The organism is Sphingomonas melonis, assembly GCF_013409985.1.
Lineage (GTDB): Bacteria > Pseudomonadota > Alphaproteobacteria > Sphingomonadales > Sphingomonadaceae > Sphingomonas > Sphingomonas melonis_A.
Window position 1 is genome coordinate 222,164 of record NZ_JACCBY010000005.1, and the last position, 21,487, is coordinate 243,650.

General features: G+C 69.4%; 19 protein-coding genes. 10 read left to right on the forward strand and 9 right to left on the reverse strand.

Translation table 11 applies throughout. The features are described from left to right. Position 1 precedes the first annotated feature (1 nt). From HD841_RS16410 to HD841_RS16420, 3 genes are read left to right on the forward strand one after another with little or no spacing between them, the layout of a single operon-like run. Positions 2-889, forward strand: coding sequence for a TPM domain-containing protein (locus HD841_RS16410; RefSeq protein ID WP_179509960.1), 888 nt, complete (start codon positions 2-4; stop codon positions 887-889). Between the two features lies 1 nt (position 890). Then, positions 891-1,562 carry a TPM domain-containing protein gene (locus HD841_RS16415; protein WP_179509961.1) on the forward strand — a complete coding sequence of 224 codons (672 nt, stop codon included), beginning with the start codon at positions 891-893 and terminating at the stop codon, positions 1,560-1,562. Further along, a complete protein-coding gene (locus HD841_RS16420) occupies positions 1,559-2,086 on the forward strand; it encodes an NUDIX hydrolase (RefSeq protein WP_179509962.1) in 528 nt (175 codons plus the stop codon). Before HD841_RS16415 ends, HD841_RS16420 begins: the two co-directional genes overlap by 4 nt. Before the next feature lie 195 nt (positions 2,087-2,281). Here the strand turns inward: HD841_RS16420 and HD841_RS16425 are convergent, their stop codons facing one another. Both HD841_RS16425 and hrpB read right to left on the reverse strand, forming a co-directional pair. Beyond that, positions 2,282-2,563: an ETC complex I subunit gene (locus HD841_RS16425; RefSeq protein WP_179509963.1), complete on the reverse strand. Its 282-nt coding sequence runs from the start codon at positions 2,561-2,563 to the stop codon at positions 2,282-2,284. Positions 2,564-2,572: 9 nt separating this feature from the next. Beyond that, positions 2,573-5,011, reverse strand: coding sequence for an ATP-dependent helicase HrpB (gene hrpB / locus HD841_RS16430; protein WP_179509964.1), 2,439 nt, complete (start codon positions 5,009-5,011; stop codon positions 2,573-2,575). Positions 5,012-5,095: 84 nt separating this feature from the next. Here hrpB and HD841_RS16435 point away from each other — a divergent pair, with 84 nt between their 5' ends. Both HD841_RS16435 and HD841_RS16440 read left to right on the forward strand, forming a co-directional pair. Then, entirely contained in the window at positions 5,096-5,425 is a 330-nt protein-coding gene (locus HD841_RS16435) for a hypothetical protein (RefSeq protein ID WP_179509965.1), read from the forward strand. A 225-nt stretch (positions 5,426-5,650) separates the two neighbouring features. Further along, a complete protein-coding gene (locus tag HD841_RS16440) occupies positions 5,651-6,589 on the forward strand; it encodes a cation diffusion facilitator family transporter (RefSeq protein ID WP_179509966.1) in 939 nt (312 codons plus the stop codon). A 133-nt stretch (positions 6,590-6,722) separates the two neighbouring features. Here HD841_RS16440 and HD841_RS16445 read toward each other — a convergent pair whose 3' ends face one another. Next, positions 6,723-7,733 carry a polyprenyl synthetase family protein gene (locus tag HD841_RS16445; RefSeq protein WP_179509967.1) on the reverse strand — a complete coding sequence of 337 codons (1,011 nt, stop codon included), beginning with the start codon at positions 7,731-7,733 and terminating at the stop codon, positions 6,723-6,725. 101 nt (positions 7,734-7,834) lie between these two features. Here HD841_RS16445 and HD841_RS16450 point away from each other — a divergent pair, with 101 nt between their 5' ends. From HD841_RS16450 to tmk, 3 genes are read left to right on the forward strand one after another with little or no spacing between them, the layout of a single operon-like run. Then, positions 7,835-8,113 (forward strand): chorismate mutase, encoded by a 279-nt coding sequence (locus HD841_RS16450; protein ID WP_038662415.1) that lies wholly within the window; start codon positions 7,835-7,837, stop codon positions 8,111-8,113. Positions 8,114-8,136: 23 nt separating this feature from the next. Next, positions 8,137-8,520: a DUF2147 domain-containing protein gene (locus tag HD841_RS16455; RefSeq protein ID WP_179509968.1), complete on the forward strand. Its 384-nt coding sequence runs from the start codon at positions 8,137-8,139 to the stop codon at positions 8,518-8,520. Further along, the gene (gene tmk, locus HD841_RS16460) at positions 8,520-9,158 is read left to right on the forward strand and encodes a dTMP kinase (RefSeq protein ID WP_179509969.1); all 639 of its coding nucleotides are present in this window, start codon (positions 8,520-8,522) and stop codon (positions 9,156-9,158) included. The genes HD841_RS16455 and tmk overlap by 1 nt, the downstream gene beginning before the upstream one ends. A gap of 372 nt (positions 9,159-9,530) precedes the next feature. Here tmk and HD841_RS16465 read toward each other — a convergent pair whose 3' ends face one another. Both HD841_RS16465 and HD841_RS16470 read right to left on the reverse strand, forming a co-directional pair. Continuing rightward, positions 9,531-10,307, reverse strand: a complete 777-nt coding sequence (locus tag HD841_RS16465) for an enoyl-CoA hydratase (RefSeq protein ID WP_179509970.1) — start codon at positions 10,305-10,307, stop codon at positions 9,531-9,533. A gap of 11 nt (positions 10,308-10,318) precedes the next feature. After that, positions 10,319-11,362, reverse strand: coding sequence for an enoyl-CoA hydratase/isomerase family protein (locus HD841_RS16470; RefSeq protein ID WP_179509971.1), 1,044 nt, complete (start codon positions 11,360-11,362; stop codon positions 10,319-10,321). Between the two features lie 101 nt (positions 11,363-11,463). Here HD841_RS16470 and HD841_RS16475 point away from each other — a divergent pair, with 101 nt between their 5' ends. Then, complete coding sequence (locus tag HD841_RS16475) at positions 11,464-14,067, forward strand: response regulator (protein ID WP_179509972.1); 2,604 nt, start codon at positions 11,464-11,466, stop codon at positions 14,065-14,067. Between the two features lie 45 nt (positions 14,068-14,112). On the opposite strand, the gene HD841_RS16480 is transcribed toward HD841_RS16475, so the two are convergent. The 4 genes from HD841_RS16480 to HD841_RS16495 form a co-directional block, all read right to left on the reverse strand. Further along, positions 14,113-15,735 carry an NAD-dependent malic enzyme gene (locus HD841_RS16480; protein WP_179509973.1) on the reverse strand — a complete coding sequence of 541 codons (1,623 nt, stop codon included), beginning with the start codon at positions 15,733-15,735 and terminating at the stop codon, positions 14,113-14,115. A gap of 9 nt (positions 15,736-15,744) precedes the next feature. Further along, a complete protein-coding gene (locus HD841_RS16485) occupies positions 15,745-17,244 on the reverse strand; it encodes an alginate export family protein (RefSeq protein ID WP_179509974.1) in 1,500 nt (499 codons plus the stop codon). 120 nt (positions 17,245-17,364) lie between these two features. After that, the gene (locus tag HD841_RS16490) at positions 17,365-18,714 is read right to left on the reverse strand and encodes a dicarboxylate/amino acid:cation symporter (RefSeq protein ID WP_179509975.1); all 1,350 of its coding nucleotides are present in this window, start codon (positions 18,712-18,714) and stop codon (positions 17,365-17,367) included. 215 nt (positions 18,715-18,929) lie between these two features. Next, a complete protein-coding gene (locus HD841_RS16495) occupies positions 18,930-19,424 on the reverse strand; it encodes a methylated-DNA--[protein]-cysteine S-methyltransferase (RefSeq protein WP_179509998.1) in 495 nt (164 codons plus the stop codon). A gap of 289 nt (positions 19,425-19,713) precedes the next feature. Between HD841_RS16495 and HD841_RS16500 the strand changes: the two genes are divergently transcribed. Further along, positions 19,714-21,357 (forward strand): DUF5597 domain-containing protein, encoded by a 1,644-nt coding sequence (locus tag HD841_RS16500; RefSeq protein WP_257015677.1) that lies wholly within the window; start codon positions 19,714-19,716, stop codon positions 21,355-21,357. The last annotated feature ends 130 nt before the right edge of the window (positions 21,358-21,487 follow it).

Genomic DNA, 21,487 nt, shown 5'->3' on the forward strand with positions numbered 1-21,487 from the left:
GATGGCGGTGCTCGCCCGGATGCGGGCCGCATGGCGGGCGGCACTGTTGCTGACGCTGGCGTGGCTGATCGTCACGCCGGCGGCGGCGCAGACCTTCCCCAAGTTTACCGGCCTCGTCGTCGATGCCGCGAACGTCATCCCCCCCGAGCAGGAAGCGGCGCTGACCGCGAAGCTGGAGGCACTGCAAAAGGAGACCAAGCGGCAATTGGTGGTCGCGACGATCCCCAACCTGCAGGGGTATTCGTTAGAGGAATACGGCAATAAGCTGATCCGCAACTGGGGCGTCGGCTTACGGGACGTGAACAACGGGGCGATCCTTTTCATCGCCCCCCATGCACCCGCAGGACAGCGCGGCGTGCGGATCGAGGTCGGCTATGGACTTGAGCCGATCATCACCGACGCGTGGGCCAGCGTCATCATCAACAACGACATTATTCCGCGGCTGAAGGCGGGTGATATACCCGGCGGCCTTGATGCCGGCGTGGACGCGATCGCAAAGCAGTTTCGTGCTTCCCCCGAAGAGGCACAGGCAAGACTGGATGCCGCTACCAAACAGTTTGACCAGACTCATCGGCGATCCACTGCGCGACAGAGTGGTGGCGTGCCGTTCGGATTGATCATCTGGGGCGTCATCCTGCTGTTCGTGCTGATACCGCTGTTTCGCGGGCGCAAGCGTGCCGGCCCATGGGGGCGGCGCTACAATGACGACGGTGGCAGCGCCCTCCCGATCGTTCTCTGGGGCATCGCGAATGAAATCGGCCGGTCTTCGCAAGGCGGCAGCTGGGGCGGCGGATCCGATGGCGGTAGCGACGGCAGCTGGGGCGGCGGCGGGTTCACTGGCGGCGGCGGCGGCTCCGGCGGCGGCGGTGGCGCTTCGGGGAGTTGGTGACATGCGGCTGACCGATACCGATCGGGCCCGCGTCGCTGCGGCGGTTGCCGAGGCGGAGCGCAGCACCGCCGGCGAGATCGTCACGATCGTCGCGCGGCGGTCGGACAAATATCATGATGTCGCGCTGCATTGGTCGGTGCTGGCCATGCTGTTCGTGCTCGCGCTGCTGGCGCTGTCGCCCGACGCGGCAGCGTGGCTGCACGGCCTTGTCGCCGATCCGTGGGAGGGCGCGCCGAGTCCCGGCGGGCTGTTCACCGTCGCGCTCGTGCTGCTCGCGATCACCTTCCTCGTCGTGCGGCTGGCGCTCGCCTGGATGCCGCTGCGGCTCGCGCTGACGCCGGGCAGCACCGCGGCGCGGCGGGTGCATGCCCGTGCGCTGATGCTGTTCCGCACGGCCGCGGAGGCACGGACGCTCGAGGCGACGGGGGTGCTGCTCTATCTGTCGCTCGACGAGCATCGTGCCGAGATCATCGCCGACCGCACCATCCACACGCGGGTTCCGCCCGACGTCTGGGGCGCGGCGATGGCGGCGCTGTTGACGGCGACGCGCGACGGCCGCCCCGGTGACGGCATAGCCGAAGCGGTACGCCAGATCGGCCTTGTCCTCGCCGAACAGTTTCCGCCACGGGCGGACGACACCAACGAACTTCCGGACCGATTGATCGAACTATGACCACCGAAACCGTCTGGGCGGGCAAATATCTCTCGGTCAAGAAGGCCGGAACGTGGGAATATGCGGAGCGGGTCGGCGCGATCAGCGCGGCGGTGATCGTCGCGATCGACGGCGAGGGCCAGTTGCTGCTGGTCGAGCAGCATCGCGTGCCGCTCGGCCGCACCTGCCTCGAACTGCCGGCCGGACTGGTCGGCGACGAAAGCGCCGGCGAGAGCGTCGCCGAGGCGGCACGGCGCGAGCTGGAAGAGGAAACCGGCTATCACGCCGCGGTCGTGGAGGAGCGCGGCGACTTCTTCTCCTCGCCCGGCATGACCTCTGAGAGCTTCACGCTGGTGCTGGCGACCGGCCTGACCCGTACCGGCGACGGCGGCGGCGACGCGCAGGAGAATATCACCGTCCACCGCGTCGCGCCGGAGGCGGTTGCGGGCTTCGTCGCGGCGAAGCGGCGGGAGGGTGTGGCGATCGACGCCAAGATGCTGTTGCTGCTGGGCAGCGGGCTGCTCGACGAAGTGGTCGGGCGGTAGATCAGCGAGAGCCTGCACGGCTGATCAGGTTCGGGCCCCTGCCCCCCACGACCGTCACCCCGGACTCGTTCCGGGGTCCACTTCGCGGCGAGGAGAATGGCTGGAGGCTCCACCCGCGCGACTGCGTCCCGGTGGACCCCGGATCGGGGCAGGGGGAATTAGGCGACCGTCACCTCAAGACGACAGACGTCCGGCTTAGCGGAAATTGTCGGCGTAAGCCTGGAGCTTCAACTTGCGCTCCGGCGCCGGGATCAGCTCGTAATCGAAGCCCTGCGCCTCGCAATAGGCGATCGCGGCCTCCTGCGTGGGGAAGCTCAGCCGGACCTGTTCGCGCGTATCGCCGCTGCCGGCCCAGCCGGTGAGCGGGTCGGGCTTCTTCGGCTCGGCGGGCTCGAATTCGAGGCTCCACGTCTGGGTCCGGGCTTTGCCGGACTGCATCGCGTTCTTGGGGCGCTGGAAGATACGGGCGGTAGGCATGGCGGCTCCTTAGCGCGTCCCGGCGGCGCGTGCATCCGCCTTTTTGGTGCGCAACGTCGCCGAGGCTGCGGCGGGATCGTCGGGCCACGGGTGTTTGGGGTAGCGGCCGCGCATCTCCTTGGCGACCGCATGCCAGCTTCCCGCCCAGAAGCCCGGCAGATCGCGCGTCGTCTGGATCGGCCGGCCGGCGGGCGAGGTCAGGCTGAGCACCAGCGGGACCCGCTCCGACCCGATCCGTGGATGCTCGGCAAGGCCGAACAGCGCCTGCACGCGCAGCTCCACCTTGGGTCCGCCTTCCGCGGCATAATCAATGACATGCGTGCTCCCCGCCGGGCTGGTGAAGTCGGCGGGGGCAAGCCGGTCGACCTGCCGCATGCCGTCCCAGCCGATCACGGTGCGCAGCGCGTCGGTGAGCGCCCCGCCGGGGATCGCATCGAGCCGTCGGCGACCGTCGAGCAGCGGCGGCAACCACATGTCGAGCTGCTCGACCAGCAGTGCATCGATATCGACGCCAGCGTAGCGCGCGCGCGCCTTGAGCGCCTCGCCGCCCGCGCTCCATGGCAGCAGCGCGAGGCCATGGGTCCGCACCCCGTCGAGCAACGCCGCCGCCACCGCGGCGGGATCGGCCTGCGAATCGGGCCCAGACGACAGCCGCAGCGCGCCGAGCCGCCGCTCGCGCAAGGTGGTGACGCCACCGGTCGCCGGGTCGAAATCGACGGTACGCCGCGCCTCGATCCGGTCGGCGAACAGCCGCTCGATCGTCGCCAGCGTGATCGGCGCCGCGGCGAGGATGCGCGCGCCCGATGCCGCGCCCTGCGTCTCGGCTACCGCCAGCCATTCGCTGCGCGCCAGCGCCGTCGCCGGATCGAGCCGGAAGCCGCGCCCGCCGACCGACGCCCAATGCTCGCCGCTGGCGTCACGCGCCCGCGCGATCCGGTCGGGGAAGGCGAGCGCGATCGGCACCTCGACGCCTTCGGCGCTGCCGCCGTCGCTGCCGACCAGCCCGGCCCAGCGTTCGGCGAGCTTGCGGGCGGCCTGCGCCTTGGTGCCGCGCTCGCCGCGCCAGCGCCGCAGCCGCGAGTCGAGATCGGGATCGGTGCCGCCGAGCCCGCGCTCGGAGAGCAGCACCGCGACCTCGGCGGCGATGCGCCCCTGCCCCATTTCGCCTGCGCGCAGCAGCATATGCGCGAGCCGTGGCGGCATCGGCATCGCCGCGATGCGACGACCGTGCGCGGTCGGGCGGCCATCGGCATCGATCGCCTCGATCGCCGCCAGCCGCTCGCGCGCCTCCGCCACCGCAGCCGCGGGGGGCGGATCGAGGAAGGCGAGATCGCGCGGATCATGGACGCCCCATAGTGCCGCGGCGAGGACGAGGCCGGAGAGATCCGCCTCCAAGATCTCGGGCGGGTCGAAGCGTGGCAGGCCGCCGGTCGCCGCCTCCTCCCACAGGCGATAGGCGACGCCGGGCCCGAGCCGCGCGGCGCGACCGGCGCGCTGCGTCACCGCGGCCTGGCTGGCGCGTTCGGTGACCAGCCGCGTCATCCCCGCGGCGCGATCGTAGCGCGGCCGCCGCGCCAGCCCCGAGTCGACGACGATGCGGATGCCGTCGAGCGTCAGGCTGGTCTCGGCGATCGAGGTGGCGAGCACCAGTTTGCGCCGGCCATCGGGCTCGGGGCGGATCGCGGCGCGCTGTGCGGCGGGGTCGAGGCTGCCGTGGAGTTCGTGGATGACGATATCGTCGGGCAGGCTGGCGAGCCGTTCCGCGGTTCGTTCGATCTCCGCGACGCCGGGCAGGAAGGCGAGCACGCCGCCCTCCGCCTCGCCGAGCGCACAGCGGATCGCGCTCGCCATCGCATCCTCGATCCGGCCGTCGCCGGCACGGCCGAGATGGCGCAGCGCCAGCGGATAGCTGCGCCCCTCGCTCTCGATCACCGGCGCATCGCCGAGCAGCGTCGCGAATCGCGCGCCGTCGAGCGTCGCCGACATGGCGACGATGCGCAGGTCGGGACGCAGCGATCCCTGCGCGTCGAGCGCGAGCGCGAGGCCGAAATCGCCGTCGAGGCTGCGCTCATGCACTTCGTCGAACAGCACCGCGGAGATGCCGGCGAGTTCGGGATCGGCCTGGATGCGCGCGACGAAAATGCCCTCGGTGACCACCGTCACCCGCGTCGCGGCGGAGCGCCGGCTGTCCATCCGCGTGGCATAGCCGAAGGTGCCGCCGACCGGCTCCCCGGCGAGCGCCGCCATCCGCTCCGCGGCGGCGCGGGCCGCGAGCCGGCGCGGCGAGAGCAACAGGATTTCCCCGCTGCACCAGTCCTCGCGCAGCAGCGCCGGCGCGACCGCCGTGGTCTTGCCCGCCCCCGGCGGCGCGACGAGCACGGCATTGGGGCGTGCGCGCAGCGCGGCGAGCAGGTCGGGCAGGACGGCGAGGATCGGCAGGTCGGTCACGATCGCGCCGCCTTGCCATGGATCGCCGCACGACGCGACAGCCGCGGCCTGCTATCGTGCGCGGACACCAGGAAGGACACGCACATGGGTCTATTGGACACTCTCCTCGGCCAGGTCGCCGGCAATCCCGAGATCGCCAATCTCGCCGCCCGCATCGGCCTGTCGCCCGAACAGGTGGCAGCCGCGGTCGCCGCGCTCGGCGCCGCGCATGCACAGCCCGGCGACACCGTTGCGGGCGCGGCGGATACGACCGGCCTGTCGCCGGACGTGCTGCAACAGATCCTGACGCATCTCGGCGGTGAAGGCGCGCTGGGCAATCTCGGCGCGATGCTGGGCGGCGCCGAGGGCCAAGGCGGGTTGGGCGGATTGGGCGGGATGCTCGGCGGTCTCGGGGGATTGTCCGGAAAGCCGTGATGCGGGGCGACTCTCGCCCCCTTCATCCTCCGACTGCGCCGCGTGGCCGCAGGTGCAGGGGGGGGGATCATCGCCCGTGCGCACCCTTCGATCGGCGGAGGGAAAATACCGCCGCACGGCATACGTCGCTCACCCCAGATGACGAAAAGGTCATCGGGCGCGTCCTAGTATCTCGCGGCATGGCGGTGGTAGGTTCGCCGCGGACAGGGCAGTCGGGCGGGACCATTGGGCGGACATCATCATCACGGGCATCACCATGCGCATGACCATGGGCACGGCCACGGACACGGGCATCACCACGGCCATGCCCCCGCCTCGTTCGATCGCGCCTTTGCGATCGGCATCGCGCTCAACATCGCCTATGTGCTCACCGAGGGCGGCGCGGGGCTGTGGACCGGGTCGGTCGCACTGCTGGCCGATGCCGGGCACAATCTGTCCGACGTGCTCGGGCTGGCGGTCGCCTGGGGCGGGGCGGCGCTGGCGCGCAGCGCGCCGACCAAGCGCTTCACCTATGGGCTGAAGGGCTCGACGATCCTCGCCGCGCTGGCCAATGCACTGTTCCTGCTCGTCGCGATCGGCGCAATCGGGCTGGAGGCGGTGCGGCGGATCGGCGATCCACCAACGGTCGCCGGGCTCACCGTCTCGGCGGTCGCCGGCATCGGCATTCTGGTCAACGCCGTCACCGCCTGGCTGTTCGCGCGCGGGCGCAAGCATGACATCAATATCCGCGGCGCCTATCTGCACATGCTGAGCGACGCGATGGTCTCCGCCGGCGTGGTGCTGGCCGGCGTCGCGATCTGGGCAACCGGGTTCGGCTGGATCGATCCCCTGGTCAGCCTCGCCATCGCCGCGCTGATCTTCTGGCAGACCTGGGGCCTGCTTCACGAGACGGTCGAGATGTCGCTCGCGGCGGTGCCGCGCGCGATCGACTATGACGCGGTCACCGCGGCGCTCGAGGGGCTGCCCGGCGTCGCGCGGGTCCACGACCTGCATATCTGGGCGATGTCGACCACCGAGCCGGTGCTGACCGCGCATCTGATGATCCCCGGCGGCCATCCCGGCGATGGCTTCCTCGTCGCCGCGCGCACGATGCTGCACGAACAGTTCGCGATCGGCCACACGACGTTGCAGGTCGAGACCGGCGGCGAGTGCGCCGCCTGCTGAGGAACAGGCCCGCGCCCTGCCTCGTCATCGCGGGGTGGGGCTTTCTTAGGCGCCCGCGTCGCGGCTCACGGGGGACCGGCGCATCAGTATCCCCGCCTCCGCGGGGATGACGGAAAGGGCAGTCGCCCTGCCCTCAATAGGCCCGGGCGACCGCGAATTCGACCGCTTCGATCATCGCGTCCTTGGCTTTGCCGTTGGCGAAGCCGCCGATCGCGTCGATCGCGCGCTGGCCGTAGTGGCGGGCGCGGGCGAGCGTGTCGTCGACCGAGCGCGTCTGGCGCACCAGATCGATGGCGTGGGCGAAATCGGCATCCGACTGGCGCCGGCCCTCGATCGCGTCCTTCCAGAACTTGCGATCCTCGACGCCGCCGCGGGCGTAGGCGAGGATCACCGGCAGCGTCATCTTGCCTTCGCGGAAGTCGTCGCCGGCATCCTTGCCCATCGTGCCCGCGTCCGAGACATAGTCGATCGCGTCGTCGACGAGCTGGAAGGCGATGCCGAGGTTGCGGCCATAAGCGTCGAGCGCCAGTTCCTCGCCCTCGGGCCGTTCGGCGACGACCGCGGCGATGCGGCAGGCCGCGGCGAACAGCGCCGCGGTCTTGGCGTTGATGATGTCGAGATAGCGATCCTCGCCAAGGTCGACGCGGCGCGCGGCGGTGAGCTGGTTGACCTCGCCCTCCGCGATCACCGCCGAGGCGTTCGACAGGATCTTGAGGACCTTGAGGCTGCCATCCTCGACCATCAGCTCGAAGCTGCGGCTGAACAGGAAGTCGCCGACCAGCACGCTGGCCGGATTGCCCCAGATGATGTTGGCGGTCCGCTTGCCGCGACGCAGGTCGGAGCCGTCGACGACGTCGTCGTGGAGCAGCGTCGCGGTGTGGATGAACTCGACCGAGGCGGCGAGGCGATGGTGCCGCGTACCGGTATAGCCGATCAGCCGGGCGCTGCTCAGCGTCAGCATCGGCCGCATCCGCTTGCCGCCCCCCGCGATCAGATGCCCGGCAAGTTCCGGTATCAGCGGAATTTGCGACTGCATACGGTCGAGGATCACCGTGTTGACGGCGTTCATGTCCCCCGCGACGAGCTGGAGCAGCGGCTCCAGCGAAGGCTCGCGGTTGTCGAGGCGATGGATGGTGGCGGTCATCTCGCCCTGCGCTCTGCCGGGTGCGCGAGGCGAACGCAAGCCTTGCTCGCGGGTGCAACACACCCCATGGGAGGCGGACACCGACCGACGAAAGGCGACGCATGAGCGACGACGTGCTCCAGGGATATCGCAAGAGCATCGACAATATCGATGCGGCGCTGGTCCATCTGCTCGCCGAACGCTTCAAGGTGACGCAGGCGGTGGGCCGTCACAAGGCGACCTCGGGCCTGCCCGCCGCCGATCCGGGGCGCGAGGAGCGACAGATCGCGCGGCTGCGCCGGCTCGCCGAAGAGGCCGAGCTCGATCCCGAATTCAGCGAGAAATTCCTGCGCTTCATCATTGACGAGGTGATCCGCCATCACCAGCAGTTGCGCGGCTGAGCCCGGCCGACCATCTCCCGCGTGTGATCCTGTCCCTTCTCCTCGCCGCCGCCGCGCCGGCGGTCCCGCCGCCGGCGGCGATCCTCGGCACCTGGCACAATCCCAAGAACAGCGTCGCGGTGCGCACCGGGCATTGCGGCGAGAAGCTGTGCGGCTGGGTGGTGCGCGCCAGCGACAAGGCGCAGCGAGACGTCGCCGACAAGGGCTATCCGCCGCTGATCGGCACCGCCCTGCTGCGCGACTATAAGGCGGACGGCAAACAGCGCTGGGCGGGGCAGATCTATGTGCCCGACATGGGCCGGGCGTTCGGATCGACGGTGACGATGGTGGATGCGAACACGCTCAACGTCCGCGGCTGTCTGATCGGCGGGTTCATCTGCAAGTCGCAGATCTGGCGGCGCGACTGATGGCGGGCGCGTTCATCGCCGTCGAGGGCGTCGACGGATCGGGCAAGAGCGGCGTCGTCCGCCGCCTCGTCGCGGGACTGCAGGCGCGCGGGCACGACGTGGTCGGCACGCGCGAGCCGGGCGGCACGCCGCAGGGCGAGGCGCTGCGCGGGCTGCTGCTGGCGGGCGAGGATGCGGCGTGGGAGCCACGTGCGGAACTGCTGCTGATGACTGCGGCGCGCGTCCAGCACGTCGCGCGCGTCGTGCTGCCGGCGGTGCATGCCGGGCGGGTCGTCGTGTCGGACCGTTATGCGGGGTCGACGCTGGCCTATCAGGGCGCCGGGCGGGGCATGTCGGAAGCGCTGATCCGCGAGTTGCACGCGGCGATGGTCGACGATCTGTGGCCGGACCTGACGCTGCTGCTCGATGTCGATCCGGTGATCGGGCTGGCGCGCAGCCGCAAGCGGCTCGCCGACGGCGCGATCGACGAGGGGCGGTTCGAGAGTCTCGACCTCGCCTTCCACCAGCGCATCCGCGAGGCGTTCCTCGCGCAGGCCGCGGCGGCGCCGGAGCGGCACGCGGTGATCGACGCGAGCGGCGCGCCGGGTGCGGTGCAGGCGCAGGCGCTCGCCGCGGTGGAGCGGTTTTTGGCGCGCTGACCCTGTCCTCCCCTGCCAGGACAGGGCGATTGCCTATGGCTGGGGTGGTGAGGTTCGATCGGTTCCCTCATCATAGCCGTCACCCCGGACTCGTTCCGGGGTCCACCGGGCCGCAAGGGAACGGTGTCCCATCAAGCCTTTCTCCCCGCCGCAGAGTGGACCCCGGAACGAGTCCGGGGTGACGGAATGGGGTTGGACGGCGGCCGGCTCGAACACACGTTTCTATGTGATAGCCCTCCCCGCCAGGGGGAGGTGGCAGTGCGGCGCCCTGACAGAGGGGAGGATACGGCACGTTCGGCGTATGCGGAGGCGCCCCCCTCCACCACGCCCTGCGGGCGCGTCCCCAGTGCTAAAGCGACGGAGGAATTTGGATTACCGCCCCGTCCACGTGCCGGGACGCTTCTCGACGAATGCCGCCATGCCTTCCTTCTGGTCCGCCGTGCCGAACAGGCCGTGGAACAGCCGCCGCTCGAACTGCACCCCCTGCGCCAGCGTCGTCTCGAACGCGGCGTTGACCATTTCCTTGTTCGCCAGCACCGCCAGCGGCGCCATGGCGGCGATCGTCGCGGCGGTCCTGACCGCCTCCTCGACGAGATCGGCGGCCGGGACGATGCGGCTGACCAGCCCGGCGCGTTCGGCCTCGGCGGCGTCCATCATCCGGCCGGTGAGGCACATCTCCATCGCCTTGGCCTTGCCGACCGCGCGGGCGAGCCGCTGCGAGCCGCCCATCCCCGGGCTGACCGCCAGCTTCACCTCGGGCTGGCCGAACTTCGCCGTATCGGCGGCGAGGATGAAGTCGCACATCATCGCCAGCTCGCACCCGCCGCCCAGCGCATAGCCCGCCACCGCGGCGATGATCGGCTTGCGCGTCGCGGTCAGCCGTTCGTAGCCGGCGAAATGGTTGCTGCCGTACATCGCGGCGAAGTCCATCGCCTGCATTTCCTTGATGTCCGCCCCCGCGGCGAACGCCTTGGCGCTGCCGGTCAGCACCGCGCAGCCCTGATCCGGATCGGCGTCGAACGCCGCCAGCGCGGCGAGCAGATCGTCGAGCACCTGCGCGTTGAGCGCGTTGAGCGCCTCGGGCCGGTTGAGCGTGATGAGCGTGACGCGGTCGCGCTGCTCGACGAGGATGGTCTTATAGTCGGACACGGCGGCTCTCCTCATGCGGGCGTCCATGCCTCGCCCTCGGGCATGGGCGCGAAGATCTGGTCGATCACGTGGTCGGTAACGTCCTCGGCACGCGCCGGCTGCCAGCGCGGTGCCTGGTCCTTGTCGACGATCACCGCACGCACCCCTTCGAGGAAGTCGTGGCGCTGCACGACGCGGCAGGCGACGGCATATTCCTGCACCATCTCGTCGGCGAAGCTCTGCATCAGGCCGCCGTCGTAGAGCAGGCGCAGCGACACCTTCATCGCCTGCGGCGATTTGGTGCGCAGGATGGCGCGCTGTTCGGCGGCGAAGGCACCATCGTCCGCCTCCAGCGTCGCCAGCACCTCTTCGAGCGTATCGGAGGCGAACAGGCGGTCGATCTCCGCGCGATGGTCGAGCAGCCTGGCCGGCGGCGGCGCCACCGCGAGCCGGTCGAGGACACCCTCGATATTACGGGTATCGCCAAGGATCGCGGCCTTGGCCGACTCGACCGCGGCGGCGGGCAGGTAATGCGTCGCCAGCCCGAGCGCATGCGCCTCCGCCCCGTCGAGGCGGTGGCCGGTGAGCGCGAGGAACTGTCCGATCCGCCCCGGCAACCGCGACAGATACCAGCCGCCGCCGACATCGGGGAACAGGCCGATCCCCGTCTCCGGCATCGCGAATCGCGTGTTCTCGGTGGCGATGCGGTAGCGGCAGGGCAATGCGATGCCGACGCCGCCGCCCATCGTCACCCCGTCCATCACCGACACGGTCGGCTTGGCATAGGTGAACAGCCGGTGGTTCAGCCGGTATTCGCTGAGGAAGAACGCGCGCGCCGCCGCGCCGTCGCCGGCGCCGCTCTCGCTGAGCATGCGGATGTCGCCTCCGGCGCAGAAGCCGCGGCCCCCGGCATGGTCGAGCAGCACCGCAGCGACGTCGGCATCGGTCCGCCAGCCCTCCAGCGCGGCGAGCATGCCGTCGCACATGTCGCGATTGAGCGCGTGCAGCGCCTTGGGGCGGTTGAGGCGCAGCCGCCCGACGGCGCCCTCTGTGTGGATCAGCAGGTCATCGCTCATGCCCCGCCTTTGACCCGCACATGGCGCCGCGTCCATACCGAACCGACGAACAGCCCCGCGCATGGTTTGACACGCGCGAGCCAAATCCGCATTTCCGTGGGATGTCCGTTGCTTTTCCCCCATCTGCCGATTCCGCTGCAACCGCCTGGCCGATCGAGGGCGGCGCCTGCGGGGCGCTGATCCGCGCGTTCGACTGGGGCGCCACCGCGCTCGGCCCCGTCGCCGGCTGGTCGGCGACGCTGCGCACCACCGTGTCGAATATCGTCAATTCGCCGATCCCCAAGGTGCTGATGTGGGGCGACGATCACGTCATGCTCTACAACGACGGCTATGCGGAGATTGCCGGCGCCAATCATCCGGCGGCGCTGGGCGGCACGGTCGCGACCGTCTGGCCGGAGATATGGGACTGGAACGCCGCGATCCTCGCCCGCGGTTTCGCCGGCGAGGTGATGCGCTACCGCGACCAGCCAATGACGCTGGCGCGCAGCGGCCGGCCCGAGCAACTGTTCCTCGACCTCTTCTACACCCCCGTCCACGACGAACACGGCCGCGTCGCCGGCGTGATGTGCACGGTGATCGACAATACCGCGCGCGTCGCGACCGAGGCGGCGCTGCGCGCGAGCAACGGCCGTTTCCGCGCGGCGATGGACGCGGTGCATGGCGTGCTGTGGACCAACACCGCCGATGGCCAAATGACCGGCGAACAGCCCGGCTGGCAGGCGCTGACCGGACAGACGCAGGCGGACTATAGCGGCTATGGCTGGAGCAGCGCGGTCCATCCCGACGACGCCGCGCCGACGGTCGCCGCCTGGGAAGCGGCGGTGGCGGCGCGATCGACCTTCATCTTCGAACATCGCGTGCGCCGCCATGACGGCGCGTGGCGCGACTGCCTGATCCGCGCGCTGCCGATCCAGGATGCCGAGGGCGGCATCGTCGAATGGGTCGGCGTGCATACCGACATCACCGAGCAGCGCGCCGCCGAGCGCAGCCTGCGCGACCAGGCCGACCATCTCGCGCGGCAGGTGCGGCATCGCGAACGCGCCGAGGAGCAGCTTCGCCAGCTCAACGAACATCTCGAAGCGCGGGTGATCGCCGAGATCGGCGAGCGGCGGCAGGCCGAGGCGGCGCTCGCCCAGTCGCAGAAGATGGAGACGATCGGCAAGCTGACCGGCGGCGTCGCGCACGATTTCAACAATCTGCTCCAGGTCGTCTCGGGCAACCTGCAATTGCTCGCCAAGGATATCGCCGGCAACGACCGCGCCGAGCGCCGCGTCGCCAATGCGATGGCGGGCGTGTCGCGCGGGTCGAAGCTCGCCGCGCAATTGCTCGCCTTCGGCCGCCGGCAGGCGCTCGAGCCCAAGGTCGTCAACGTCACCCGCTTCGTCCGCGGCATGGACGACATGCTCCGCCGCGCGATCGGCGAGGGGATCGAGGTGGAGACGGTGTTCGGCGGCGGCCTGTGGAACTGCTTCATCGATCCCGCGCAGATCGAGAATGCGCTGCTCAACCTCGCGATCAACGCGCGCGACGCGATGAACGGCACCGGCAAGCTGACCATCGAACTCGCCAATGCCGCGCTCGACGATCATTACTGCCGCACGCACGACGAGGTGACGCCGGGCCAATATGTGATGCTGGCGGTCAGCGACACCGGCTGCGGCATGGCGCCGGACATCGTCAGCAAGGTGTTCGAGCCGTTCTTCTCGACCAAGTCGGAGGGCAAGGGATCGGGGCTCGGCCTGTCGATGGTCTATGGCTTCGTCAAACAGTCCGGCGGCCATGTGAAGATCTATTCCGAGGTCGGCGAGGGCACGACGATCAAGCTGTACCTGCCGCGCAGCAGCGAGGCCGAGGATATCGAGATCGTCTCCGACATGGGCGCGATCGAGGGCGGCAGCGAGACGGTGCTGGTCGTCGAGGACGACGAGGAGGTGCGCGCGACGGTGGTCGAGATGCTCACCGACCTCGGCTATCGCGTGCTGAAGGCGGTCGACGCGCAGAGCGCGCTGAGCGTCATCGAGAGCGGCATTCCGATCGACATGCTGTTCACCGACGTGGTGATGCCGGGCACGCTCAAGAGCCCGGAACTGGCGCGCAAGGCCAAGGAGCGGCTGCCCGAACTCGCGGTGCTGTTCACCAGCGGCTATACCGAGAATTCGATCGTCCATGGCGGCCGGCTGGATGCGGGCGTCGAGCTGCTGTCCAAACCCTATACGCGTGAGGCCCTGGCGCGAAAGTTCCGCCACGTGCTCGCCAACCAGCGCCAGCGCGCGACCGGCGTCGCGGCGCGAACGACGGTGCCGGGCCAGGCGGGCCGCGCCGGCCAGGTAACCGTGCTGCTGGTCGAGGACGATGCGGTGATCCGCGCGACGACCGCCGATCTGCTCAAGGCGGGCGGCTATGTCGTCGTCGACGCGGCGAGCGCCGAGGATGCGGCGACCGCCTTGCAGACGGTGCCGATCCACGTGCTGGTGACCGACGTCAACCTGCCCGGTGCGTCCGGCCCGGAGTTCGCGGTGAAGGCGCGCGAGTTGCGGCCGGGCGTGGGGATCGTCTTCGCCACCGGTGACACCGGCGCAGTGCCGGCGGGCACCGGCGCGGTGCTGCTGGCGAAGCCGTATGGGACCGACGCGTTGCAGGCGGCGATCGCCGCGGCGCTGCCCGGCGGCGTGATGGTCGAGCGGACGCTGGAGCGCGAGGGGTAACGGCAGCCACGCCGTCGTTCCGCCCCTGCCGCAGCGGGATCCGCCTCAATCGTAGGCCGCGTCCCACATCAGCGTCCTGATCCGGTCGGCGGTCAGCTCCTCCGCCGCGACGGTCGCGACGCCGTCGGCGACCGCGGCCTGCGCCACGACCACGGCGATGCGCAACGCCACGTCGCGCAAGGCGTCGATCGGCGGCAGCAGCGTCTCGCCCTCGCCGCCGAGCGCGCCCAGCGCCCGTGCGGCGGCCATGAACATGCCGTCGGTCATCCGCGTCGCACCGGCGGCCAGCGCGCCGAGGCCGACACCGGGGAAGATGTAGACGTTGTTGACCTGCGTCACGCCGGCGACTCCGAACGGGCTGCCGGTGCCGACGATCGCGCGCCCGTCCGTCCACGCCAGCACGTCGGCGGGATGCGCCTCGGCGCGCGACACCGGGTTGGCGAGCGGGAAGATCACCGGCCGGGTGCAGCCTGCCGCCATCGTCCGCACCACCGCTTTGGTAAAGCTGCCCGGCTGGCCGGAGGCGCCGATCAGCACCGTCGGCCGCACCGCCTGCACCGTCTCCAACAGGCTGAGATCGCCGTCGGCATTCCGCGCCCAGCCCGCCACCTCGGCGGGATCGCGCGCGAGCAACGCCTGCGGCGCGGTGAGCTTCACCATGTCCGACACGATCAGCCCGTCGCGATCGACCGCCCAGATCCGCGCGCGCGCCGCCGCTTCGTCGAGCCCCTCGGCGCGCAATGCCTGCACCAGCAGTTCGGCGACGCCGCTGCCCGCCGCGCCGGCGCCGAACAGCACGATGCGCTGCTCGGTCAGGCTGGCGCCGGTGCGGCCGATCGCCGACAGCAGGGTGCCGACCGCGGTCGCGGCGGTACCCTGGATATCGTCGTTGAAGCTGAGCAGCCGGTCGCGATAGCGGGCAAGCAGCTCATAGGCATTGTGCCCGGCGAAATCCTCCCATTGCAGCAGCACATTGGGCCAGCGCGCCGCCACCGCCTCGACGAACGCCTCGACGAACGCGGCATAGTCCGCGCCGCGGACGCGGGGATTGCGCCAGCCGACGTAGAGCGGATCGTCGCGCAGCCCGGCATTGTCGGTGCCGACGTCGAGCAGGATCGGCAACACTTCGGCCGGGTGGATGCCGGCGCAGGCGGTGTAGAGCGCGAGCTTGCCGATCGGGATGCCCATCCCCCCTGCCCCCTGGTCGCCGAGGCCGAGGATGCGCTCGCCATCGCTGACCACGATCACCTTGACCCGGTCGAGCGCGGGATCGGCGAGGATGTCGGCGATCCGGTCGCGGTTGGGATAGCTGAGGAACAGGCCGCGCGGCTTGCGCCAGATCTCGCTGAACCGCTCGCAGCCTACCCCGACGGTCGGCGTGTAGACCAGCGGCAGCATCCGCGGCAGGTCGGCCTGGACGAGCGCGTGGAACAGCACCTCGTTGGAATCCTGCAACTCGCGCAGGAAGGCATAGCGGTGGAAATCGTCCGCCATGCCGTCGAGCACCCGCCGCCGCCGCACGATCTGGCTTTCCAGCGTGCCGACGTGTGGGGGCAGCAGGCCATGCAGGCCGAACCGGTCGCGCTCCTCCTCGGTAAAGGCGGTGCCTTTGTTGGTCAGCGGGTCGGCGAGCAGGGCACGGGCGGCGGCGTGGAAGGCAGGAGACATGGCACCCTCTTAGAAGCGGAAGCTGAGCCAGCCGGCCATGAAGTCGGAGCTCTTGAACCCCGCCTTCGACAGCGACGGCCCGGCGGCGAGATGCTCGTAGCGGCCGGTGAACGACAGCCGCGGGCTGATCGACCACACACCCTGCAGGCGCATCACGTCGCCGATTTTCGACTCACCGACGCGCTGCGTGCCGGCGAACGGCTGGCCGTTGGCGCGATACACCGCGTCCGTGACACTATCGCGCCAGGCGAGCTGATATTCGGCGGTGAGACGCACCGACTTCACCGGCGAGAAGGTGAAGTTCGGCGCGACTGCGATCAGGTTCGACGGGGTCAGGAACAGGCCGTAGCTGTAATAGATGTTGTTGCCGAACGGCGCATAGGCGTCGCGCAGCTTGCCGTCGCCATAGCCGCCGCCACCGCTCGCATAATCCATGTGGATGCCGACGCGCGGCGCGGTCTTCGATGTGCCGAGCCGGTAGGTCTGCGCGAAGAACAGCTGCCAGGCGTCGATGTCCTGGTTGATGTAATGGCCGTATTGATGGTTGATCGTCCAGTCGACGGTGACCGGGCCGGCATCGCCATAGATATGCGTGCCGACATAATAGCGCGTCGCCGGGCCGATGCGGCCGCCCCAGGCGCCGACGGTGTTGCGCCGCCGCCAGAAGAACGGATCGACAAACAGCTTCGACCCGCCGAGCCAGCTGTTTGGCACGGCATAGCCGAGCGTCACGCCCGAGAAGCGCCGCGCCGGATCGCTGATATCGTCGTCGGTGCCGAGGTCGCCGTATTGCGTCGGCTTGAAGTCGAACAGATCGGCGCGCACCCGGCTGCCCCGCGCCCAGGCGCGGATGCCGTTGAGCGTGTAGCGGATCGTGTTGTTGTCGCGCTGCGAGGTGAGCAGATTGGGACCGTCGGTGAATTCCTGCCGGCCGTAGCGAGCGCCGACGGCGACACCGCCGACCTCCGCATTGCCCTCGACGAACGCCTGTTGCAGCACGAGGTCGTTGCGCAGCGTCGCCGCCGGCGCGCCGAGTTCGACCCCCGAGATGCCGCCGTGCGCCAGCTCGGCATAGGCGCGGAAGTGCGGCCCGACGTGGAGGTCGGCACCGCCGACGATACGGTTGATGTCCTGCCGCTGCGCGCGGCTGTCGCGCAGGTTGGGATTGGTGGTGTGGTTGACGCGCAGCCGCACCTCGCCCGACAGCGTCAGATAGACGTCGCCGTCGCTGTCGAGCGGCAGGAACTTGAGGCGATCGAGGAAGTCGTCGCGCTTCGCGGGATCGCGATAGCTGCGCCAATCCTCGGCCCAGCGCGACAGGTTGAAGCCGTTGGTCGTCGCGCCATCCCCCGACGCCGCGGCGGGATAGGTGGTGACGGTCGGCGTCGCGGGATCGCGGGTCTGGCCCGACTCGCTCGGCGCGACGCTGGTCTGCGCGGTGGCGGCAGTGGCGGTCGCGAGGGTGAGCAAGGCAGTGGCGCCGGCAAGGGCACGGGCGTGATGGATCATGGCTTCGGTCCTTATGGGCCGCGCGTCGCCCCCACCCCTTCTAGCGGCAGCCGCCGCCCTCCCCCAACGCGGGTCGGGCAGAACGGACGGGTGCCGCGCAGGGCGAGGGCCGGCAGGCGATTATTCGGCGGGCACCGCGTGGGCCGGCAGCTGGTCGATGCGGACCGCGTGGCCGTGCAGCGCCGCATGGAGCTGCTCGGTGTCGAGCCGCCCTTCCCAGCGCGAGACGACGACCGTCGCCACTGCATTGCCGATGAAGTTGGTCAGGCTGCGGCATTCGCTCATGAAGCGGTCGACGCCGAGGATCAGCGCCATGCCCGCGACCGGCACGCTCGGTACGATCGACAGCGTCGCAGCGAGCGTGATGAAGCCCGCGCCGGTGACCCCTGCCGCGCCCTTGGACGACAGCATCGCCACGCCGAGCAGCAGCAATTGCTGGCCGAGCGTCAGGTCGACGTTGCACGCCTGGGCGATGAACAGCGCCGCCAGCGTCATGTAGATGTTGGTGCCGTCGAGGTTGAACGAATAGCCGGTCGGCACGACCAGGCCGACGATCGACTTGGGGCAACCGGCGCGCTCCATCTTCTCGATCAGCGCGGGCAGCGCGCTTTCCGATGAGGAGGTGCCGAGCACCAGCAGCAGCTCCGCCTTGAGGTAGGAGATCAGGCGCAGGATCGAGAAACCGCACAGCCAGCTCACCGTGCCGAGCACGACCAGCACGAACAGCAGTGAAGTGAAGTAGAAGGTACCGACCAGCATCGCGAGATTGGCGAGCGTGCCGACGCCATATTTGCCGATGGTGAAGGCCATCGCGCCGAACGCGCCGATGGGCGCCGCCTTCATGACGATGCTGACCACCTTGAAGAAAGCGAGCGACACGTCTTCGAGGACGCTCAGCACCTTGTCGCCGCGGTCGCCGATCAGCGCCAGCGCGATGCCGAACAGGATCGACACGAACAGCACCTGGAGGATGTTGCCCTGGGTCAGCGAGGACAGGAAGGTGTCGGGGATGATGCCGGTCAGGAAGCCGGTGATCGTCGATTCATGCGCCTTTTCGGCGAATTCGGCGACCTTGCTGGTGTCGAGGCTGGCGGGATCGATGTTGAGCCCCGCGCCCGGACGGACGACGTTGGCGACGATCAGGCCGACGATCAGCGCGAGCGTCGAGAAGAACAGGAAATAGATGAAGGCCTTGCCCGCGACGCGGCCGACCGCGCCGAGATCGCGCATACCGGCGATACCGGTGACGATGGTCAGGAAGATCACCGGTGCGATCACCATCTTGACCAGCTTGATGAACGCATCGCCGATCGGCTTCATCGCCTCGCCGGTTTGCGGCGCAAAATGGCCGAGCAGCACGCCGGCGACGATCGCGACGAGAACCTGCAGGTAGAGTTGCGCATACCAGGGTTTGGCGGCCGGCGGTACGGCCGGGCCTCCGGATGGCGTCGCGGCGACGGTGATGCTCATGGGTTGCCTCTCATCCTCTATGACGGCGCAGACCGGCTCTTCTGGCCGCGATGCGTTACCGGAGAATGCCGCGATCCCGGCGGGACAGGCAACTGCATCGGGTGAACTTAAATACCGTTGTTTATCAGTGACTTAATGTTTTTTTCGAGGAAAGGGTGCGGGCGGCAATCGCCATCGGACCGCGGATGTGTGCAAAAAGTTGCACAGGGTCCGCGTCACAGCGGCAGTTCGCCGGCGCGCCGTTCGAGCGCGAGCAGCATTGCCTTCGCCGCCAAGCCGCCGGCGAAGCCGGTGAGGTGGCCGACATGGCCGACGACGCGGTGGCAGGGTGCGATGATCGACAGCGGGTTGCGCCCGTTCGCGGCGCCGACTGCGCGCGATGCCGCCGGCCGGCCGATCGCCCGCGCCAGCGCCCCGTAGCTGCGCGTCTCGCCATAGGGGATGGCGAGCAACGCCGCCCAAACCTGCTTTTGGAAAGCCGTTCCCCGCCAGTCGAGCGGCAGGTCGAACCGGGTGCGGATACCGGCGAAATAGTCGCCGAGCTGGCGCGCGGTGTCGATCAGGATCGGGTGGTCGCCATGCGGCATGGCGGGACCGAGGCGCACGCGTAGCGGGTCGTCGTTCGGCCACAGGACCGCGACGAGGCCGGTATCGCTCGCCACCAGCGTCAGCGGGCCGACCGGCGAGTCGCAGAGGGCGTTGCAGAGCATGGTGCCGGTCGTAGCAGCGGCCGTGTCGATATGCCCTATCCTGTTCCCGGCAAGCTGGACGCCAGGCAGAGCAAGGGCGCCGGCCATGCGGATGGGCGGCCGCGCCTCGCCCGACAGGATCAAGGTTGGGGGCAAGATTCGGGTCTTTTCAACCGCTTCGTCCGCTGCTCCGCCGATACGGGCTAACCGCTTCATATGTCTTACTTATCGACAAGCCGTTCGCCGCTTGGTAGCGCCACCATCAGCAATGCGGCGCCGACAGGCGTCGCCGCGATCTGGGAGGATGACGATGATGGGCTGGAACACGCGGTGGCGCACCGCGCCTTTGGTAGCGGCCGCACTCGGGCTCGGCGCGCTGCCCGTGCATGCGCAGACCGCCGCACCGCTGCCCAAGATCGTCGCGCGTGATGGCCGCCACGCCCTGATGGTCGATGGCGCGCCGTTCCTGATGCTCGGCATCCAGGCGAACAACAGCAGCAACTATGCCGGCATGCTGCCCAAGGTGTGGCCGATGGTCGAGCGTATCCACGCCAACACGCTCGAAATCCCGGTCGCCTGGGAACAGGTCGAGCCGGTCGAGGGCCGGTTCGACTTCAGCTATGTCGACGCGCTGCTCGCCGGCGCGCGGACTCATGACACGCGGCTCGTATTGCTGTGGTTCGGCACCTGGAAGAACACCGGACCGAGCTACACGCCGGCCTGGGTGAAGAGCGATCCCAAGCGCTTCCCGCGGATGCGCAAGGCGGACGGCTCGACCCACCCCACCTTCACCCCGCATGCCCGCACCACGCTGGAGGCGGACAAGCGCGCCTTCGTGGCGCTGATGCAGCATCTGAAGGCGAACGACCCCGACCATCGCGTCATCATGGTGCAGGTCGAGAACGAAACCGGCGTCTACGGCCAGAACCGCGACCTGTCGCCCGCGGCACAGGCACTGTTCCGCCAGCCGATCCCGGCGGCGCTCGCCAAAAAGACCGGCAAGCGCGGCGACTGGGCGAGCGTCTATGGCAAGGTCGCCGAGGCGGCGTTCAACGGCTGGTACGTCGCGCGCTACGTCGACGAGATCGCCGCGGCGGGCCGCGCGGTGCTCGACCTGCCGATGTACGCCAATGCCGCGGTCGGCAGCCCCTTCGCCACGCCGGGCGAGGATGGCGGCGCGAGCGGCGGGCCGAACTGGACGATCATCGACGTATGGAAGGCCGCCGCGCCGCATCTCGATGTCGTCGCGCCCGATCTCTACAATGCCGATCCCAAGACCTATGCCGCCTTCCTCAAGCTCTACGGCCGGCCGGACAATGCGCTGATGATCCCGGAGACGGGCAATGCGATCGCCTATGCGCGCTACCTGTGGCCGGTGCTCGGCCATGGCGGCATCGGCTTCTCGCCGTTCGGCTTCGACGACACCGGCTATGTCAACTACCCGCTCAGTAGCAAGGTGATCGACGCCGAGACGATCGCGGCTTTTGGCGACAAATTCGCGCTGATGGCGCCGAACGCGCGCGGCTGGGCGAAGGTCGCGCTGGCGCATCCGACCTGGGGCAGCGCCAAGCCCGCCGACGCCTCTGACGAGAGCGGCACGATGGGGCGGTGGAAGATCACCGCGCAATATGGCCAATGGCAGTTCGGCGATCGCGATTCGCAATGGCTGAAGTCCGATCCCAATCCGACGCGCGACCAGCCGGTCGGCGGCGTCGCGGTGGCGCAGCTCGGCTCGGACCAGTTCCTGCTCGCCGGCTCCGACGTGCGCATCAAGATCGATCGCGCCACCGCGACGAAAGGCGAGAACACGCAATTGCTCAGCGTCGAGGAAGGCAGTTTCGACGCCGCCGGCACCTGGACGACGCTGCGCATCTGGAACGGCGACCAGACCGATTATGGCCTCAATCTCACCAAGCCCACGCTGCTCCGCGTGACGCTCGGCACCTATCGTTGACCTTATCCCCGTTCGTGCTGCGCCTGTCGAAGCACAGGCGTCCATAAGCGACGTGGTCGCATGTGGCACTGCCCTTCGACAGGCTCGGGGCGAACGGCTTTTCCTATTCAGCCCGATCAGATCAGGATCA

Coding starts and splice junctions, on each gene's coding strand:
- HD841_RS16410 (WP_179509960.1), top strand. CDS start 2: ATGGCGGTGCTCGCCCGGATGCGGGCCGCATGGCGGGCGGCACTGTTG.
- HD841_RS16415 (WP_179509961.1), top strand. CDS start 891: ATGCGGCTGACCGATACCGATCGGGCCCGCGTCGCTGCGGCGGTTGCC.
- HD841_RS16420 (WP_179509962.1), top strand. CDS start 1,559: ATGACCACCGAAACCGTCTGGGCGGGCAAATATCTCTCGGTCAAGAAG.
- HD841_RS16425 (WP_179509963.1), bottom strand. CDS start 2,563: ATGCCTACCGCCCGTATCTTCCAGCGCCCCAAGAACGCGATGCAGTCC.
- HD841_RS16435 (WP_179509965.1), top strand. CDS start 5,096: ATGGGTCTATTGGACACTCTCCTCGGCCAGGTCGCCGGCAATCCCGAG.
- HD841_RS16445 (WP_179509967.1), bottom strand. CDS start 7,733: ATGACCGCCACCATCCATCGCCTCGACAACCGCGAGCCTTCGCTGGAG.
- HD841_RS16450 (WP_038662415.1), top strand. CDS start 7,835: ATGAGCGACGACGTGCTCCAGGGATATCGCAAGAGCATCGACAATATC.
- tmk (WP_179509969.1), top strand. CDS start 8,520: ATGGCGGGCGCGTTCATCGCCGTCGAGGGCGTCGACGGATCGGGCAAG.
- HD841_RS16470 (WP_179509971.1), bottom strand. CDS start 11,362: ATGAGCGATGACCTGCTGATCCACACAGAGGGCGCCGTCGGGCGGCTG.
- HD841_RS16475 (WP_179509972.1), top strand. CDS start 11,464: ATGTCCGTTGCTTTTCCCCCATCTGCCGATTCCGCTGCAACCGCCTGG.
- HD841_RS16480 (WP_179509973.1), bottom strand. CDS start 15,735: ATGTCTCCTGCCTTCCACGCCGCCGCCCGTGCCCTGCTCGCCGACCCG.
- HD841_RS16485 (WP_179509974.1), bottom strand. CDS start 17,244: ATGATCCATCACGCCCGTGCCCTTGCCGGCGCCACTGCCTTGCTCACC.
- HD841_RS16490 (WP_179509975.1), bottom strand. CDS start 18,714: ATGAGCATCACCGTCGCCGCGACGCCATCCGGAGGCCCGGCCGTACCG.
- HD841_RS16495 (WP_179509998.1), bottom strand. CDS start 19,424: ATGCTCTGCAACGCCCTCTGCGACTCGCCGGTCGGCCCGCTGACGCTG.
- HD841_RS16500 (WP_257015677.1), top strand. CDS start 19,714: ATGATGGGCTGGAACACGCGGTGGCGCACCGCGCCTTTGGTAGCGGCC.